The 14,111-nt window shown below is 69.0% G+C and carries 15 protein-coding genes; 10 read left to right on the top strand and 5 right to left on the bottom strand.

Features of this window, described 5'->3' with window-relative positions:
* The first annotated feature begins 68 nt into the window (after nucleotides 1-68).
* The 7 genes from ACF8LI_RS01340 (at nucleotide 69) to ureC (ending at nucleotide 5,983) form a co-directional block, all read left to right on the top strand.
* Nucleotides 69-596: a RidA family protein gene (locus tag ACF8LI_RS01340; RefSeq protein ID WP_074920623.1), complete on the top strand. Its 528-nt coding sequence runs from the start codon at nucleotides 69-71 to the stop codon at nucleotides 594-596.
* A gap of 46 nt (nucleotides 597-642) precedes the next feature.
* Nucleotides 643-1,881: an MFS transporter gene (locus tag ACF8LI_RS01345; RefSeq protein ID WP_392411776.1), complete on the top strand. Its 1,239-nt coding sequence runs from the start codon at nucleotides 643-645 to the stop codon at nucleotides 1,879-1,881.
* Nucleotides 1,882-2,082: 201 nt separating this feature from the next.
* Nucleotides 2,083-2,991 carry an urease accessory protein UreD gene (locus tag ACF8LI_RS01350; RefSeq protein WP_392411778.1) on the top strand — a complete coding sequence of 303 codons (909 nt, stop codon included), beginning with the start codon at nucleotides 2,083-2,085 and terminating at the stop codon, nucleotides 2,989-2,991.
* 17 nt (nucleotides 2,992-3,008) lie between these two features.
* Nucleotides 3,009-3,311: an urease subunit gamma gene (locus ACF8LI_RS01355; protein WP_012203116.1), complete on the top strand. Its 303-nt coding sequence runs from the start codon at nucleotides 3,009-3,011 to the stop codon at nucleotides 3,309-3,311.
* 11 nt (nucleotides 3,312-3,322) lie between these two features.
* Nucleotides 3,323-3,934 carry a HupE/UreJ family protein gene (locus ACF8LI_RS01360; protein WP_154835877.1) on the top strand — a complete coding sequence of 204 codons (612 nt, stop codon included), beginning with the start codon at nucleotides 3,323-3,325 and terminating at the stop codon, nucleotides 3,932-3,934.
* A 27-nt stretch (nucleotides 3,935-3,961) separates the two neighbouring features.
* A complete protein-coding gene (locus ACF8LI_RS01365; protein ID WP_191625523.1) occupies nucleotides 3,962-4,267 on the top strand; it encodes an urease subunit beta in 306 nt (101 codons plus the stop codon).
* A gap of 12 nt (nucleotides 4,268-4,279) precedes the next feature.
* Complete coding sequence (gene ureC, locus ACF8LI_RS01370) at nucleotides 4,280-5,983, top strand: urease subunit alpha (protein WP_012203113.1); 1,704 nt, start codon at nucleotides 4,280-4,282, stop codon at nucleotides 5,981-5,983.
* Between the two features lie 15 nt (nucleotides 5,984-5,998).
* Here the strand turns inward: ureC and ACF8LI_RS01375 are convergent, their stop codons facing one another.
* Nucleotides 5,999-6,403, bottom strand: a complete 405-nt coding sequence (locus ACF8LI_RS01375) for a type II toxin-antitoxin system death-on-curing family toxin (RefSeq protein ID WP_034366858.1) — start codon at nucleotides 6,401-6,403, stop codon at nucleotides 5,999-6,001.
* Complete coding sequence (locus tag ACF8LI_RS01380) at nucleotides 6,400-6,627, bottom strand: AbrB/MazE/SpoVT family DNA-binding domain-containing protein (protein ID WP_016446570.1); 228 nt, start codon at nucleotides 6,625-6,627, stop codon at nucleotides 6,400-6,402. The genes ACF8LI_RS01375 and ACF8LI_RS01380 overlap by 4 nt, the downstream gene beginning before the upstream one ends.
* Nucleotides 6,628-6,692: 65 nt before the next feature.
* On the opposite strand from ACF8LI_RS01380, the gene ureE reads away from it, so the two are divergent.
* The 3 genes from ureE to ureG are packed head-to-tail and all read left to right on the top strand — an operon-like array spanning nucleotide 6,693 to nucleotide 8,738.
* Nucleotides 6,693-7,367, top strand: a complete 675-nt coding sequence (ureE, locus tag ACF8LI_RS01385) for an urease accessory protein UreE (protein ID WP_392411781.1) — start codon at nucleotides 6,693-6,695, stop codon at nucleotides 7,365-7,367.
* The gene (locus ACF8LI_RS01390) at nucleotides 7,360-8,076 is read left to right on the top strand and encodes an urease accessory protein UreF (RefSeq protein ID WP_034400098.1); all 717 of its coding nucleotides are present in this window, start codon (nucleotides 7,360-7,362) and stop codon (nucleotides 8,074-8,076) included. Before ureE ends, ACF8LI_RS01390 begins: the two co-directional genes overlap by 8 nt.
* A 20-nt stretch (nucleotides 8,077-8,096) precedes the next feature.
* Nucleotides 8,097-8,738: an urease accessory protein UreG gene (gene ureG, locus ACF8LI_RS01395; protein WP_016446573.1), complete on the top strand. Its 642-nt coding sequence runs from the start codon at nucleotides 8,097-8,099 to the stop codon at nucleotides 8,736-8,738.
* A gap of 19 nt (nucleotides 8,739-8,757) precedes the next feature.
* Here the strand turns inward: ureG and ACF8LI_RS01400 are convergent, their stop codons facing one another.
* The 3 genes from ACF8LI_RS01400 to ACF8LI_RS01410 form a co-directional block, all read right to left on the bottom strand.
* Nucleotides 8,758-9,513 carry an exosortase H-associated membrane protein gene (locus ACF8LI_RS01400; RefSeq protein WP_016446574.1) on the bottom strand — a complete coding sequence of 252 codons (756 nt, stop codon included), beginning with the start codon at nucleotides 9,511-9,513 and terminating at the stop codon, nucleotides 8,758-8,760.
* A gap of 10 nt (nucleotides 9,514-9,523) precedes the next feature.
* Complete coding sequence (gene xrtH / locus ACF8LI_RS01405) at nucleotides 9,524-10,075, bottom strand: exosortase H (protein ID WP_392411785.1); 552 nt, start codon at nucleotides 10,073-10,075, stop codon at nucleotides 9,524-9,526.
* A gap of 149 nt (nucleotides 10,076-10,224) precedes the next feature.
* Nucleotides 10,225-13,833 carry an IPTL-CTERM sorting domain-containing protein gene (locus ACF8LI_RS01410; RefSeq protein ID WP_392411787.1) on the bottom strand — a complete coding sequence of 1,203 codons (3,609 nt, stop codon included), beginning with the start codon at nucleotides 13,831-13,833 and terminating at the stop codon, nucleotides 10,225-10,227.
* Between the last annotated feature and the right edge of the window lie 278 nt (nucleotides 13,834-14,111).

Below are 14,111 nucleotides of genomic sequence, written 5' to 3' on the forward strand. Positions count from 1 at the left end.
ATGGTTGAGGTTTCACACTGGCAAGCCTCGCCGGTCCAGCCGGCGCACTTTCGGACTCCAGGCCCACCATGCAACACGACGCACTTCCAGCCGCCTCGGCACAGCCCGCCGCTTCCACGGCCCCGCAACTGCACCATCTGCAGCCCGCCGGTCTCTACGACGCCACGCCCAACGGCTACACGCATGTGGTCACCGTGCACGGGCCGGCGCAATGGGCCTTCGTCTCGGGCCAGGGCGGCGAGAACCAGGCGGGAGACCTGCCCGACAGCTTCGCGGCCCAGGCGCAGCAGGCCCTGTCCAACCTCAAGCTGGCGCTGCAGGCGGCGGGCGCGGACATGGGCCAGGTGGTCAAGCTGACCCTGCTCATCGTGGACCACTCGGAGGCCCGCTTCAACGACTGGCAGGCCGCCGTGCGCCTGCATTGGGGAGATGGTTCCCCCGGCGATGGCGCCCCCAGCAATACCCTGCCGCGCTTTCCGGCCTGCACCCTGATCCCCGTGCCCCGGCTGGCCCTGCCCGGCATGCTGATCGAGGTCGATGCCGTGGCCGCACTGCCCGCCACCGCCCAGCCGGCGCGGCCGCCGCTGTGGGTCTGAGCCATCCGCTTGCCACCCATCAGCAGATACCACAGGCATTCGTCCGATGAACAGATCCTCCCCGGCCCCCGCCCTGCCCTCGCCGCCCATGCAGGCCACCGCCACCCCCGTGCTGCCCCAGAGCACCCTGCTGCTCATGGCCACGGCCTGCGGCCTGTGCGCGGGCGCCAACTACTTCAACCAGCCGCTGCTGCACTCCATCGCCATGGACCTGGGCATCAGCGAGGCGCGTGCCTCGCTGACGGTGACCATGGCCCAGGTCTCCTATGCGCTGGGACTGCTGCTGCTCGTGCCGCTGGGCGACATGCTGGAACGCCGCCGCCTGGTGCTGGGCCTGATGCTGCTGGCCGCGCTGGGGATGCTGGCCAGCGGCATGGCGCACAGCTTTGCGCTGCTGGCGGCGGGCACACTGATGACGGGGCTGTTCTCGGTCGCGGCCCAGGTGCTGGTGCCCATGGCGGCCAGCTTTGCGGCGCCCGGCGCCAGCGGGCGCGCCGTGGGCCTGGTCATGAGCGGGCTGCTGATCGGCATCCTGGCCTCGCGCAGCGTGGCCGGCGTGCTCTCGGACCTGGGCGGCTGGAATGCCGTGTACTGGGTCGGTGCCCTGGCCACGGCCGGCGTGGCCCTGCTGCTGCGGCGCGCGCTGCCGCTGGCGCAGCCGGCCCAGCGCATCGGCTATGGCGCGGTGATGCGCTCCCTGCTCACGCTGGCGCGCGAGCAGCCGCGCCTGCGCAGCCGGGCGCTGATCGGCGGCATGGGCTTTGCCACGGTGAGCGTGCTGTTCTCGACCATGGCACTGCTGCTGGCCGGGCCGGGCTACGGGTTCGGCGATGCGCAGATCGGCCTCATCGGCCTGGTCGGCGTGGCCGGCGCCCTCATGGCCAACATGGCCGGCCGGCTGGCCGACCGGGGGCTGGAGCAGCGCACCACGCTGGCCGGCGGCCTGCTCATGCTGGCGGGCTGGGGGGCGCTGTGGCTGGGCGGCACCAGCCTGTGGTGGTTCCTGGCGGGGCTGCTCATCGTCGATGCTGCGCTGCAGGCCCTGCACATCAGCAACCAGAACGTGATCTACGCGCTGGCGCCTTCGGCGCGATCGCGCATCAATGCGGTCTACATGACGGGGTACTTCATCGGCGCCTCGCTGGGCTCGGCCGTGGGCTCGACGGTGTGGCTGCACTGGGGATGGACGGGTGCCAGCGTTGCAGGCCTGGCCCTGAGCCTGTGCACGCTGGCCGTGGTCGCCTGGGACAGAAGCCTGGCGCGCCAGGCCAAGGCACGGGCGTAGGGCATCGCACCAACCTGCGGCACGGCGGCGCAGGAATGCACCGCAAGCGTGCCGCATTCCGCGCTGCGCATGGCAGCGCACGCACCAATCCGATGCGCCAGCGCACCAGCAGGGCGCAGCCGCCACTGCACCGGATTGGCACGCTAAATGCATGACGGAAGGCCGTTACCACCCACACGCCCTGTACCGTCCGCCCCGCCCATGTCCGCAGCGCTACCGATCACCGCCGTGCCCACGTCCGCCTCGGGCTGGCAGGCCATGCTGGAGCTGCGCTTCGGGCACCGTGCCGGCCAGGGCAGCGTGCTTTCCCACGCACGCCACAGCGGCCCGCTGCGCATGCAAAAACCGCTGCACCCCGAAGGCCCCGGCATCTGCCATGCCGTGCTGCTGCACCCGCCCGGCGGCGTGGCCGGCGGCGACCAGTTGCAGATCGATGTGACCGTGGAGCCCGGCGCCCACGCCCTGCTGACCACGCCAGGCGCCACGCGCTGGTACAAGTCCCAGGGCCGCCCGGCCGCGCAGCGCGTGCGGCTGCGCGTGGAAGAAGGCGCCATCCTGGAATGGCTGCCGCAGGAAAACATGCTGTTTGCCGGTGCCGACGCCACCATGGCGCTGGACCTGGATCTTGCCCCGGGTGCGCGCGCCATCGGCTGGGACGCCACGGTGCTGGGCCGCTATGGCGCAGGCGAGCACTGGAACCATGCCGACGCACCGCCTGCGCGGCTGCAGCTTCACAACCGGCTGACCCATGCGGGCCTGCCACTGTGGCTGGAACAGGGCGAGCTGCACTGCGGCCATGCCCTGCTGTCCAGCCCGGTTGCCTGGGCAGGCTTGCCCATACAGGCCAGCCTCTGGGCCGTGGCCCCGGAACCCCTGGCGGCCATGGAGCCATTGAGCGAGCAACTGGCCGCCAGCCTGCCCTGGAGCGACGAAGTGCGCGCCGGCGCCAGCCTGCTGGCCGGCCAGGGCGGCGCGCCCTCGGTGCTGCTGCTGCGCGTGCTGGCCCGGCGCATGGAGGCGGCACGGGCCGTGCTGCATGAAGGCTGGCGCCTGCTGCGCCCCGCACTGCTGGACATGCCTGCCCGCCCTCCCCGCCTCTGGGCCACCTGATCAACGGAGACTCATCCATGGAACTCACCCCGCGTGAAAAAGACAAGCTGCTGCTGTTCACCGCAGCCCTGGTGGCCGAGCGGCGCAAGGCGCGCGGCCTGAAGCTCAACTACCCCGAGGCCGTGGCGCTGATCAGCGCTGCCGTGCTGGAGTGGGCGCGCGACGGCAGGACCGTGGCCGAGCTCATGCACCTGGGCACCACGGTGCTGACGCGCGCCGATGTGATGGAGGGCATCCCAGAAATGATCCCGGACATCCAGGTCGAAGCCACTTTCCCGGACGGCACCAAGCTGGTCACCGTTCATCACCCGATCGTTTGAGGAGATCCGCCATGTTCCATCCCCGCCTTCTGCTCGCCCCGGCCCTGCTGGCCGCCGCCACGGCTGCCAGCGCCCATACGGGGGCCGGCGCCCACCTGCATGCCGGCGACGGCGCCATGCAGGCCCTGATGGCCGGGCTGTCCCATCCCATTGCGGGCCTGGACCATCTGCTGGCCATGCTGGCGCTGGGCCTGTGGTGCGGGCTGATGCTCCAGCGCCAGTGGCTGCCGCCCGTGGCCTTTGCCGCATGCATGGCGCTGGGCCTGGCGCTGACGCAGACCCCGCTGGAGCTGCCGGCCGTCGAGCCCATGGTGGCCGCCTCGCTGCTGGCCTTCGGCCTGCTGCTGGTGGCCCAGCGCCGCCTGCCCGTGGCCCTGGCCATGGTGCTGGCCGGCGCCTTCGCGCTGTTCCACGGATACGCGCATGGCGAGGTCTTCCCCCACGCGCTGCCCGCAGCCGTGTTCTGGGCCTACATGGCGGGCATGGTCGCCACCACGCTGGTGCTGCATGCGCTGGGCGTGGCCTTTGGCCGGGCCATGCGCGGCGGCACGGCATCGGCCTGGGCCGCACGCCTGGCCGGCGTGGCCGCCATGGGCTATGGCGCAGCAGCCCTGGCAGGCTGAGCGCGGGAGCCGCACATGACCGAGCGCATCACCCCCGGCGAACTGCTGGCCGAGCCCGGCGAGATCCTGCTGAACGCAGGCCGGCCCGTGCAGACCCTCACGGTCACCAACACCGGCGACCGGCCCGTGCAGGTGGGCTCGCACTTTCATTTCTTCGAGGTCAACGAGGCCCTGCACTTCGACCGCGCCGCCGCACGCGGCTGGCGGCTGAACATCGCGGCCGGCACGGCCGTGCGCTTCGAGCCCGGGCAGGAGCGCACCGTGGAACTCGTGGAAATCTCCGGCGACCGCATCATCTTCGGCTTCAACGCCAAGGTGATGGGGCCTCTCTGAAAGGGAACATTCATGGCAAGCATCACGCGTCAGGCCTATGCCGAGATGTTCGGCCCCACCGTGGGCGACCGCCTGCGGCTGGCCGACACGGCCCTGGTCATCGAGATCGAGAAGGACCACACGATCTACGGCGAAGAGGTCAAGTTCGGCGGCGGCAAGGTCATCCGCGACGGCATGGGCCAGAGCCAGCGCATGGCCGCCGACTGCGCCGACACCGTCATCACCAATGCCGTGATCATCGACCACTGGGGCATCGTCAAGGCCGACATCGCCATCAAGAACGGGCTGATCGCAGGCATAGGCAAGGCCGGCAACCCGGACATGCAGCCGGGCGTGACCATCGTCATCGGCCCCGGCACGGAAATCATTGCGGGCGAGGGCATGATCGTCACGGCCGGCGGCATCGACACGCACATCCACTTCATCTGCCCGCAGCAGATCGACGAGGCGCTGACCAGCGGCGTGACCACCATGATCGGCGGCGGCACGGGCCCGGCCACGGGCACCTTCGCCACCACGGTCACGCCCGGCCCCTGGCACATGGAGCGCATGCTGCAGGCCGTGGACGGCTACCCCATGAACATCGGCCTGCTGGGCAAGGGCAACGCCAGCCAGGCCGCGCCGCTGCGCGAGCAGATCGCGGCAGGCGCCATCGGCCTGAAGCTGCACGAGGACTGGGGATCGACGCCCGCCGCCATCGACTGCTGCCTGGGCGTGGCCGACGAGACCGACACCCAGGTCGCCATCCACACCGACACGCTCAACGAGGGCGGCTTCGTCGAGGCCACGGTGGCCGCCTTCAAGGGCCGCACCATCCACACCTACCACACCGAAGGCGCGGGCGGCGGCCACGCGCCCGACATCATCAAGGTCTGCGGCGAGGCCAACGTGCTGCCCTCGTCCACCAACCCCACGCGGCCCTACACGGTGAACACGCTGGACGAGCACCTGGACATGCTCATGGTCTGCCACCACCTGGACGCCTCGATTGCCGAGGACATCGCCTTCGCCGAAAGCCGCATCCGCCGCGAGACCATCGCCGCCGAGGACGTGCTGCACGACCTGGGCGCCTTCTCCATGATCTCCAGCGACAGCCAGGCCATGGGCCGCGTGGGCGAGGTCGTGCTGCGCACCTGGCAGACCGCGCACAAGATGAAGGTCCAGCGCGGCAGCCTGCCGGGCGACAACGCGCGCCACGACAACTTCCGCGTCAAGCGCTACGTGGCCAAGTACACCATCAACCCCGCACGCACGCATGGCATCGCCCATGTCGTGGGCTCGGTCGAGGTCGGCAAGCTGGCCGACCTGGTGCTGTGGCGGCCTGCGTTCTTCGGCGTCAAGCCCAGCCTCATCCTCAAGGGCGGCAGCATCGCCAGCGCCGCCATGGGCGACCCCAACGCCAGCATCCCCACGCCCCAGCCCGTGCACTACCGCCCCATGTTCGCGGGCCAGGGCAGCGGCGTGGCGGCGGCCAGCCTCACCTTCGTCTCGCAGGCCGCCCAGCAGGCCGGCGTGGCCGACCGCTACGGCCTGCGCAAGCGCACCGTGGCCGTGGAAAACTGCCGCAGCGTCAGCAAGCGCGACATGGTGCACAACGACTGGCAGCCCGACATCAGCGTCGATCCCGAGACCTACCAGGTCGTGGCCGACGGCCAGCTGCTGACCTGCGAGCCCGCCACCGAGCTGCCGATGGCGCAGCGGTATTTTCTTTTTTAAGGGGGAGCAATGGGGTCAGCGGGGCAAGGGCGCACTGTGCTCACGTATCCAGAGGGCGAACCCGGCCTCGTCCAGTTCGCCTGCGGCCAAGGCCACCATGGTCAGCACACAGGACTCGTCACCCGCCGTCAATTCCCAGCCATTGAGATGGAGAAACAGCTCGGTCGCCACAAAGGCTGTGCGTTTATTGCCATCCGCAAAGGGATGGTTGCGCGCGATGCCAAAGCCATAGCTGGCTGCCAGCTCGGCCGCATCAGGCGCCCCATAAGCGGCCAGATGGCGTGGCCTGGCCAGGGCGGATGCCAGCAACCCGGCATCACGCACGCCCGCCGGGCCACCATGCTCGGTCAGTTGCTCTTCGTGAACAGCCAGCATGACGGCCTCGCTGAGCCAGACCCAAACCTGCATGTTCCCGGTCATTTCGCCAGCTCACGCAAAACACCACGCCGCTTTTTCATGATCAGGCGCGCTGCATCCATCTGCTGCCCGAAGTCCTCGTCATACGGAGAAAGCTTGATGCCACCGTCGGCAACCTCGGTCAGATACACCGTGTCGCCTTTGCCCAGGTTCAGCTTCGCCAGAATCTCCTTGGGCAGGATCAAGCCCACGGAATTGCCGACCTGGGTGAGTTTGAGAGTGGTCATGATGGAATCTCCAGGGAAGTCATTGACTTCGCAATGTTATAACGAACGTTAATACGAAACAATTCATGCTCACCGTCAACAAACACATGCCCCAGGGCGGCGGCCTTGCCGCCGTGCTGGTCAGGCGCGCCGCCACGCTGGAACTGGACTGGGACATGCGCCAGAAGAGCCGCTTTGCGGCCATCGACTCCACGGGGCGCGAGCTGGCCGTGGTGCTGGCGCGCGGCAGCGTGCTGCGCGGCGGCGATGTGCTGGTGGCCGAGGATGGCTGCCTGGTCGCCGTGCGCGCGGCGCCCCAGGCGGTGTTGCGCGTGACGGCGGCCACGCCGCTGGGCCTGCTGCGTGCGGCCTACCACCTGGGCAACCGGCATATCCCGGTGGAGGTCACGCCCACCCACCTGCACCTGGAAAACGACCCCGTGCTGCACGACATGCTGCTGCGCCTGGGCGCGCAGGTGGCCCTGGTGGATGCGCCCTTCGAGCCCGAGGCCGGTGCCTATGGCGGCGGCCACCGCCACGGCCATGACGCCAGCTTTGCCGAGGACCAGGCGCTGGCGCAGAGCGTGTATGCGCTGCATGACCATGGGCACGAACATGGCCATTCACACGGCCATTCACACGGCCATTCACACGGCCATTCCCACGATCATTCCCACGGGCATGAACATGGCCACGATCACAGCCATGACCATGACCACAAAGGCTGCTGCGGACACGGGCACAACCATCCGCATGGCTGACCTGTCGATACAGGGGCTGTGCGCCCTGCTGCACCTGGCATCGCCCCAGCTGCCCGTGGGCGGCTTCAGCTATTCGCAGGGGCTGGAGGCCGCCATCGAGCACGGCCTGGTCACGGACGCTGGCACGGCGCGCACCTGGATTGCCGATGCGCTGGCCCACGGCTTTGCACGCTGCGAGGCGCCGCTGTGGCTGCTGCTGCGCCGGGCCTGGAGCGCAGGCGACGAGGGGGTGGTGCGCGAATGGAACCAGTGGTTCATTGCCAGCCGCGACAGCCGCGAGGCCCGTGCCGAGACGCTGCAGATGGGCTGGTCGCTGCACAGCCTGCTGCGCTCCGTGCCCTGGGGCGGCGAGGCCTTTGCGCCCCGCATCGCACAACTGGGCGCCCTTGTGGAGGGGCCGGGCCTGGCCTATCCCACGGCCTTTGCCTGTGCCTGCGCCGCCGTGGATGCCGACGAGGACCATGCCCTGCTGGCCTATGGCTTTGCCTGGCTGGAGAACCAGGTGGCCGCCGCCATCAAGGCCGTGCCGCTGGGCCAGGTGGCGGGCCAGAGCCTGCTGCTGGCCCTGCATCCGCTGCTGGAGCAGGCCGTGGGCGAGGCACGCCGCCGCGCCAGCGATACGCCGCCCCGGCTGGACACCATGCTGCCCCAATGGAGCGTGCTGCAGGCACGGCACGAACACCAGTACTCCCGGCTCTTCCGGTCCTGATCACTCACCCCAAGTCCACCATGAACACCCGCACCAAGAAACTCCCCCCGCTGCGCGTCGGCATCGGCGGCCCTGTCGGCTCCGGCAAGACCACGCTGCTGGAGATGCTGTGCAAGGCCATGCGCGCCCACTACGACCTGGTGGTCATCACCAACGACATCTACACCAAGGAAGACCAGCGCCTGCTGACGGTGGCCGAGGCCCTGCCGCCGGAACGCATCATGGGCGTGGAGACCGGCGGCTGCCCGCACACGGCCATCCGCGAGGACGCCTCCATCAACCTCGAGGCCGTGGACCGCATGCTGCGCCAGTTCCCCGAGGCGGACATCGTCTTCATCGAAAGCGGCGGCGACAACCTGGCCGCCACCTTCAGCCCCGAGCTGTCGGACCTGACCATCTACGTGATCGACGTGGCCGGCGGCGAGAAAATTCCGCGCAAGGGCGGCCCCGGCATCACCAAGAGCGATCTGCTGGTGGTCAACAAGACCGACCTGGCGCCCTACGTGGGCGCCAACCTGTCCATCATGGAAGCCGACACGCAGCGCATGCGCGCCCACAAGCCCTATGTGATGGGCAGCGTGAAAAGCGGCAAGGGCCTGCGCGAGGTGATCGACTTCATCACCGAGCGCGGCCTGCTGCCGCCCATGCCCGCTCAGGCCTGAAGACGGCCGCGCACGGCCTTCAGCGCTGCGGCGTGCCGCTGGTGGCCTTGGCCTTGGGCAGGGTGGCCGCGCTGCTGGAAGACACCAGCGGGTGGCCGGTGGAGGTGGCGGCGCCATCGGTCTGGCGCCAGGCCGAGGGCTTGGGCGCCACCATGGGCTGGGGCGCGGCGGCAGGCGCCCGGCTGCGGTTCCAGGCCGGCAGCAGCACGCGGCGCACAAAGCCCATGTCCAGCGCCAGCCACAGCAGCACCGGGCACAGCGTGGGCACCATCAGCCCGCCCATCTGGTAGGCGTAGACGATGGCCTCCAGCTGCCATGTCTGTATGCCCAGCACGTTGAGGTCGAGCCGCGCCGCAAGGCACAGCTGCATCAGCACCTGCGAGACCACGCTGAAGGTCTGCAAGGGCAGCAGCGCCACATAGCCCACCAGGATGCGCCACCACCGGCCCGGCCCCCAGGCCGCCAGCAGCATGGCCACCAGCACCGGCAGGCCGTAGCCGTAGCGGGCGGGATCGACCTCGACGATGGCCTCGGCGCGGCGCCAGCCGGTCTGCTCGTTCGATACCTGGACCGAGGAATTGACGACCAGGTTGCGGGGCGTCTCCAGGTCCACGCGCTGCACCCAGCCGTTGGCGGCGTTCTCCAGCACCCACTTGCTCATGCCGGACACCGGCACGGCCAGCCAGCCGGCCGCCAGCGTCCAGGCCAGGGTCAGCACCACGATGCCGCCCATGGCCAGGCCCGCGAAGCGCGAGATGGGATTGCGTCCGATCATGGCCTGCTCCTCAGGCGACCACGGCGGCGGAAGCTGCAGCGGCGGGCGGCAGCGGCGGCTGGCCGCCGTCATCGTGCGCCGGCGCCTTGCGGCCGCTCCAGCGCACCCACAGCAGCCAGAACACCAGCACGTCCAGCATGATCAGCGCCTGCCAGAGGTACTCATGCGCGAAGTTGAAGGCCGTGGTGCTCCACTGGCCCAGGTAGAACAGGCTGATGACGCGCAGCACATTGATGGCCTGCACGGCCACGAAGCCGGCCAGCAGGCCCACCAGCTTCTGGCGCCATGACGAGGGGAAGGCCATCACGGCGGCAAACAGCACGATGTAGGCCTCCAGGCCGTTGCAGCCGGCCTCGATGGAGACGCCGAAGCCCGTGGCCGTGTTCCACAGCACCTTGCCCGTGGCCGAGGCCGTGCTGTCGAACCAGGTCACCAGCGAGGCGCAGATGTGCGCCAGGAAGGCCGTCCAGGGCAGCACGATGTGCTGCTGCACCCAACTGAGCAGGTTCAGCCCGAACATCGTCAGCTGGATGGCCAGAAAGATCAGAAAGAAACGCAGCATGGCAGGTCTTGGAGTGTTGGTTGCCGGGCTTGCGACCTGGCGGTTGCGAAACAGTGTCCCTCTATAGGCTCGCATTATCTTCGGACCGCTCAAAGACGACAAAGGCCGGTGCGTGAATCACGCCACCGGCCCTTGTCGTCACGGGCGCATCACCGACGCTCGCGCCTGCGCATGGTCCCCAGTGCCATCAGCGCCAGCAGGGACGACATCAGCATCAGGCCCCACTGCGACAGCGTGGGAATGCTGGCCGTGCCGCCCGGCCCCGGCTTGAGCGGCGTGGTGGTCGTGCTCTTGTCGTTGTCGGGATTGCCGTCACCGGGCACCGAGACCGTTGCCGAGTTGACCAGCGGGCGGGCGCCCTTGTAGGGCTTGTCCAGCTTGGTCTCCAGCGTGAAGACGGCCGTGCCGCCCTGGGCCAGCTGCGGCACGCTGCAGGTCACGGTGCGCGTGCCGCTGGCATAGCTGCAGCCTGCCGAGGCCGAGACGAACTCCAGCCCGGCGGGCAGCACGTCGGTCACCGAGCCGCCCGCGGGCGACTGCGGATCGCGGCCGTAGTTGGTGACGGTCAGCGTGTAGCTGGCCGTGTCGCCATCGTCCAGCGGGCCGGCGGGGCCCTGCTTGCCGATCCCCAGGTCCACGGCATTGCCCTGGCGGCTGGTGGAGGTCCGGTCGGTGGTGGTGTTGTTGACGATCACATCGCCGCCATTGCTCAGCCATTCCGTCTCGAAGGGCTTGACCGAGGCCTCGTGGTAGATGGTGCCGCCCGATGCCTTGTCGGGCAGGATCTGTGCGCGCATCTTGAACTTGATGGTCATGCTCTGGCCCGGCGCCAGCGCCGGGATGGTGCACTGCAGAGGCCCGCTGGTCGCGTTCAGCGCAGGCTGCACGCCGCACCAGGATGCGGAGGCGCCGGGAATGCCGGCCAGCGCCAGGCCGTTCTGGTAGCTGAAGGTGGCCGTGGAGCCCGATGCGGGGAACTTGTCGGTCACGACCACCTGGGTGGCGTAGGAGGGGCCGGAGTTGGTCACCGTGATGGTGTATTCGGTGTCCTCACCCAGCACCAGGCCGTCCGCCGTGTGGCGCATGCTGATGTTCACATCCAGCTCGGCACGCTTGAGCCGGGCCTTGGCCTCGGCCTGGTTGTTGGCCTTGGTCAGTTCCTCGGTGGTGGTGTCGACGGCGACCGTGTTGAGGATCTCCGTGTCAGCCGCCAGATCGCCGCGCGAGCGCACCTTGTAGCTCACGGTGTACTGCGCGCCTGTGGGCAGCGGATTGGCCCAGGCGCACTCCAGCGTTCCGCCCTGCACGCCATCGGTGGCAGCCGGAGTGCAGGTGCCGCCGCCGGTGACCGTGGGCGTGCCGATGAAGATGGCGTCTGCAGGCAGCACGTCCTTGAGCGTGACATTGGCGGCCGACGAGGGGCCGTAGTTGGGCACCGTGACCGTATAGGTCAGCGGCTCGCCCGCAGCCGCCACCTTGGGCGAGACCTGCTTTTGCGCTGCGATTTCCGCGATGGCCTGCACGGTGATGCTGGCCGTCGAGGAGTCGTTGCCGGGATCGGCGTCATGGATGTCCAGGGACTGGGCCGAGGCCGCGTTGGCATAGGTGCCGGTGGTGGCGCGCTTGGGGCGGATCTTGACCTCGATCACCACCTCGGCCTCCGGGGCCATGGAGGTGATGTCGCAGGTCAGATCGCGCGTCTCGCTGTTGACGCCGCCCGTGGGCGTGCCGCAGCTGGCGTTGGCCCCGGAGACGATGCGGCTGGAGACAAAGCCGCCGCCCGGGTAGGTGTACGGCACGGGATTGCCGGCCTCGTCCACCGGGTTGCCACCCACGATGCGCACGCCGTCGGTCTGCTTGACCAGGGACTGCAGCGCGTCGCGCACGCGGACATTCGTCACCGTCGTGCTGGCCGAGTGGTTCTTCACCACCAGCTGGTAGGTGACCTCCTCACCGCTCTTGATGGCAGCCGGCGGCACGGGGCTGACCACGCTCTTGACGATGCCCACATCCACCTTGTCGGCAGACACGGTGACGGTCGCGGAGGTGGTGGCCGATGCATTGTCCCGGCCGATCACGCCAGCGGAGGCGTTATTGGTGAAGTCCAGATGGCCCGAAGCCAGCGTGACCTTGGCCCTGACCTTGATCTGGCGGCTGGCGCCCACGGCCAGGCCCGCGGTCGAGGTGCAGCTCGGGGTGGTGCAGGTCCATTCCCCCGCGCCGGTGCCCGCACCGGACATGCTGACGATGGCCATGCGGCCGTCTGCGGGGTTGTCGGTCACGGTGATCTGCTGATTCGGCAGCACGGGCATGGGGCCGGTGTTGGTCACCGTGATCGTGTACTCGAACTCCTGGCCTGCCAGCACCGGGCGGCCAGGGCCGGCCTTGGCCAGCCTCAGCCGCGCATCGTTGCTGAAGTCCACGGCCGCGCTGGCCGTGTTGTTGGTCGTATTGGGCTCGTTGAGGCCGGGTGCCACACCGATCACGCCCTGGTTGACCAGCTGCGTGCCGGGTGTCCCGCCCGCAGCCACGCTGGCCTTGAAGCGGATGGCCTGCATGTTGGCGTAGCCGGCCACCGGGTACTCGCCCGCGTGGGTGCAGGTGATGGTGCCGCTGTTGTGGCCGCAGAGCCAGGGCGCCGTGCTGCCGTCGAAGCCCGTGAAGGTCACGCCGGCCGGCAGGGTGTCGGTGACGGTGAGATCGCGCGGCACGAGGGAGCCGCCTTCGCGGCGCGGCTGCAGCGTGTAGGTCACCTCGGTCGCCTGCAGCGCATCCAGCACCGTGGGCGCCACCTGCTTGCGCAGCGAGACATCCACGAACTCGCTGCCGCTGGAGACCACGGCGGCGCTGGCGGTGTTGTTGCCGGACTGGCCGTCGGGCATCTCCGTGCTGGCGTCCTTGTAGCCCTTGACGCTGGCAGCGCCGGCAATGGTGCCGCTCATGTTGGCGATGGCCGGCACGGTGATGGCTGGCAGCACGGCGCCCGGCAGCACCGGGCCGCCGCGCGTGCAGTTGAGCTCGCCCGAAATCAGCGGATAGCCCGAGGCCGGCGTGCAGCTCCAGCCGCTGCCTGAGGGCACGCCCGTGACCACGGCGCCGTTGGGCACGGGGAAACGCACCACGGTACGGCCACCGGCGGGGACATCGGACGGGCCCTTGTTCTGCACGTCGATGACGTACTGGAAGGCGCCGCCGTTGGCGACGCTGGCGGGAGCCGCCATCGCGATGGCCAGATCGGCGGCCTCGGTGGTGGTGAAGTTGCGGTCCAGCTGCGTGTTGTTCTGGTCGTTGTCGTAGTCGGGCGATGCCATGCGCGCGCTGGCCACGGCGCGCCAGTTGGTGCCGACGGTCGGCAGGATGACCTCGAAGCCCACGGACTTGAAGCCATCGGCGGGCGCCAGATTGCCGATGTTGCAGACCAGCGTGTTGTTGCCTGCGGTGAGCACCGTGCCGGCCGCGGGTGCCGTGCAGGTGATGCCGCCCGGGCTGCTGCTGTAGCCCTGGAACACGGCGCCCACGGGCAGCACCTCGGTCAGGGTGACGCCTACGGCGTCGGGACCGATGTTGTTGTGCCTGACCTTGGCCACATAGGTGAAGGTGCCGCCGGCAGGCCCTGCCGATGCGTCCTGTCCGTCATAGAGACCGTCCTGGTTGACCAGGATGTCGGTGTCGGCCGGCGCCGCCACGGCAGCCGCTGTTGCCAGCAAGCCGCCGGACAGCAGCGCACGCGCCAGCCAGCCCTTTCTCGTGAAAGCCATACAAACCTCTCTTTTGCTTCGTTGACAGCGCCGAATGCCGCAGGCACGGACGCACGGGGTGCCCGGCTGGAACAGCTCTGTCAAAAAGCCGACAACCGGACGCACCAAAGGGAGGCATGATGGTTCTTTATTACCAAAAGTAAATATGATCTGGAATTTTTGACAAAAGTGAGTATTTAGAAGAATTTGTGAGTTTTCCGTGAGTCCACCGACGACTACCGGTTTTCCTCACGGATTGCAGACGTGAAAAAGCCGGTGGCAGCTTGGCTGGCACCGGC

This window comes from Delftia sp. WSY_12 (genome assembly GCF_043104645.1).
Lineage (GTDB): Bacteria > Pseudomonadota > Gammaproteobacteria > Burkholderiales > Burkholderiaceae_C > Comamonas > Comamonas tsuruhatensis.

Bases quoted from the DNA above. Each gene is read 5' to 3' on its own strand.
- ureG (WP_016446573.1), top strand. From the start codon at position 8,097: ATGAACACCCGCACCAAGAAACTCCCCCCGCTGCGCGTCGGCATCGGC.
- ureE (WP_392411781.1), top strand. From the start codon at position 6,693: ATGCTCACCGTCAACAAACACATGCCCCAGGGCGGCGGCCTTGCCGCC.
- ACF8LI_RS01350 (WP_392411778.1), top strand. From the start codon at position 2,083: ATGTCCGCAGCGCTACCGATCACCGCCGTGCCCACGTCCGCCTCGGGC.
- ACF8LI_RS01400 (WP_016446574.1), bottom strand. From the start codon at position 9,513: ATGATCGGACGCAATCCCATCTCGCGCTTCGCGGGCCTGGCCATGGGC.
- ACF8LI_RS01410 (WP_392411787.1), bottom strand. From the start codon at position 13,833: ATGGCTTTCACGAGAAAGGGCTGGCTGGCGCGTGCGCTGCTGTCCGGC.
- ACF8LI_RS01380 (WP_016446570.1), bottom strand. From the start codon at position 6,627: ATGACCACTCTCAAACTCACCCAGGTCGGCAATTCCGTGGGCTTGATC.
- ACF8LI_RS01360 (WP_154835877.1), top strand. From the start codon at position 3,323: ATGTTCCATCCCCGCCTTCTGCTCGCCCCGGCCCTGCTGGCCGCCGCC.
- ACF8LI_RS01375 (WP_034366858.1), bottom strand. From the start codon at position 6,403: ATGACCGGGAACATGCAGGTTTGGGTCTGGCTCAGCGAGGCCGTCATG.
- ACF8LI_RS01355 (WP_012203116.1), top strand. From the start codon at position 3,009: ATGGAACTCACCCCGCGTGAAAAAGACAAGCTGCTGCTGTTCACCGCA.
- xrtH (WP_392411785.1), bottom strand. From the start codon at position 10,075: ATGCTGCGTTTCTTTCTGATCTTTCTGGCCATCCAGCTGACGATGTTC.
- ACF8LI_RS01340 (WP_074920623.1), top strand. From the start codon at position 69: ATGCAACACGACGCACTTCCAGCCGCCTCGGCACAGCCCGCCGCTTCC.
- ACF8LI_RS01345 (WP_392411776.1), top strand. From the start codon at position 643: ATGAACAGATCCTCCCCGGCCCCCGCCCTGCCCTCGCCGCCCATGCAG.
- ACF8LI_RS01390 (WP_034400098.1), top strand. From the start codon at position 7,360: ATGGCTGACCTGTCGATACAGGGGCTGTGCGCCCTGCTGCACCTGGCA.
- ureC (WP_012203113.1), top strand. From the start codon at position 4,280: ATGGCAAGCATCACGCGTCAGGCCTATGCCGAGATGTTCGGCCCCACC.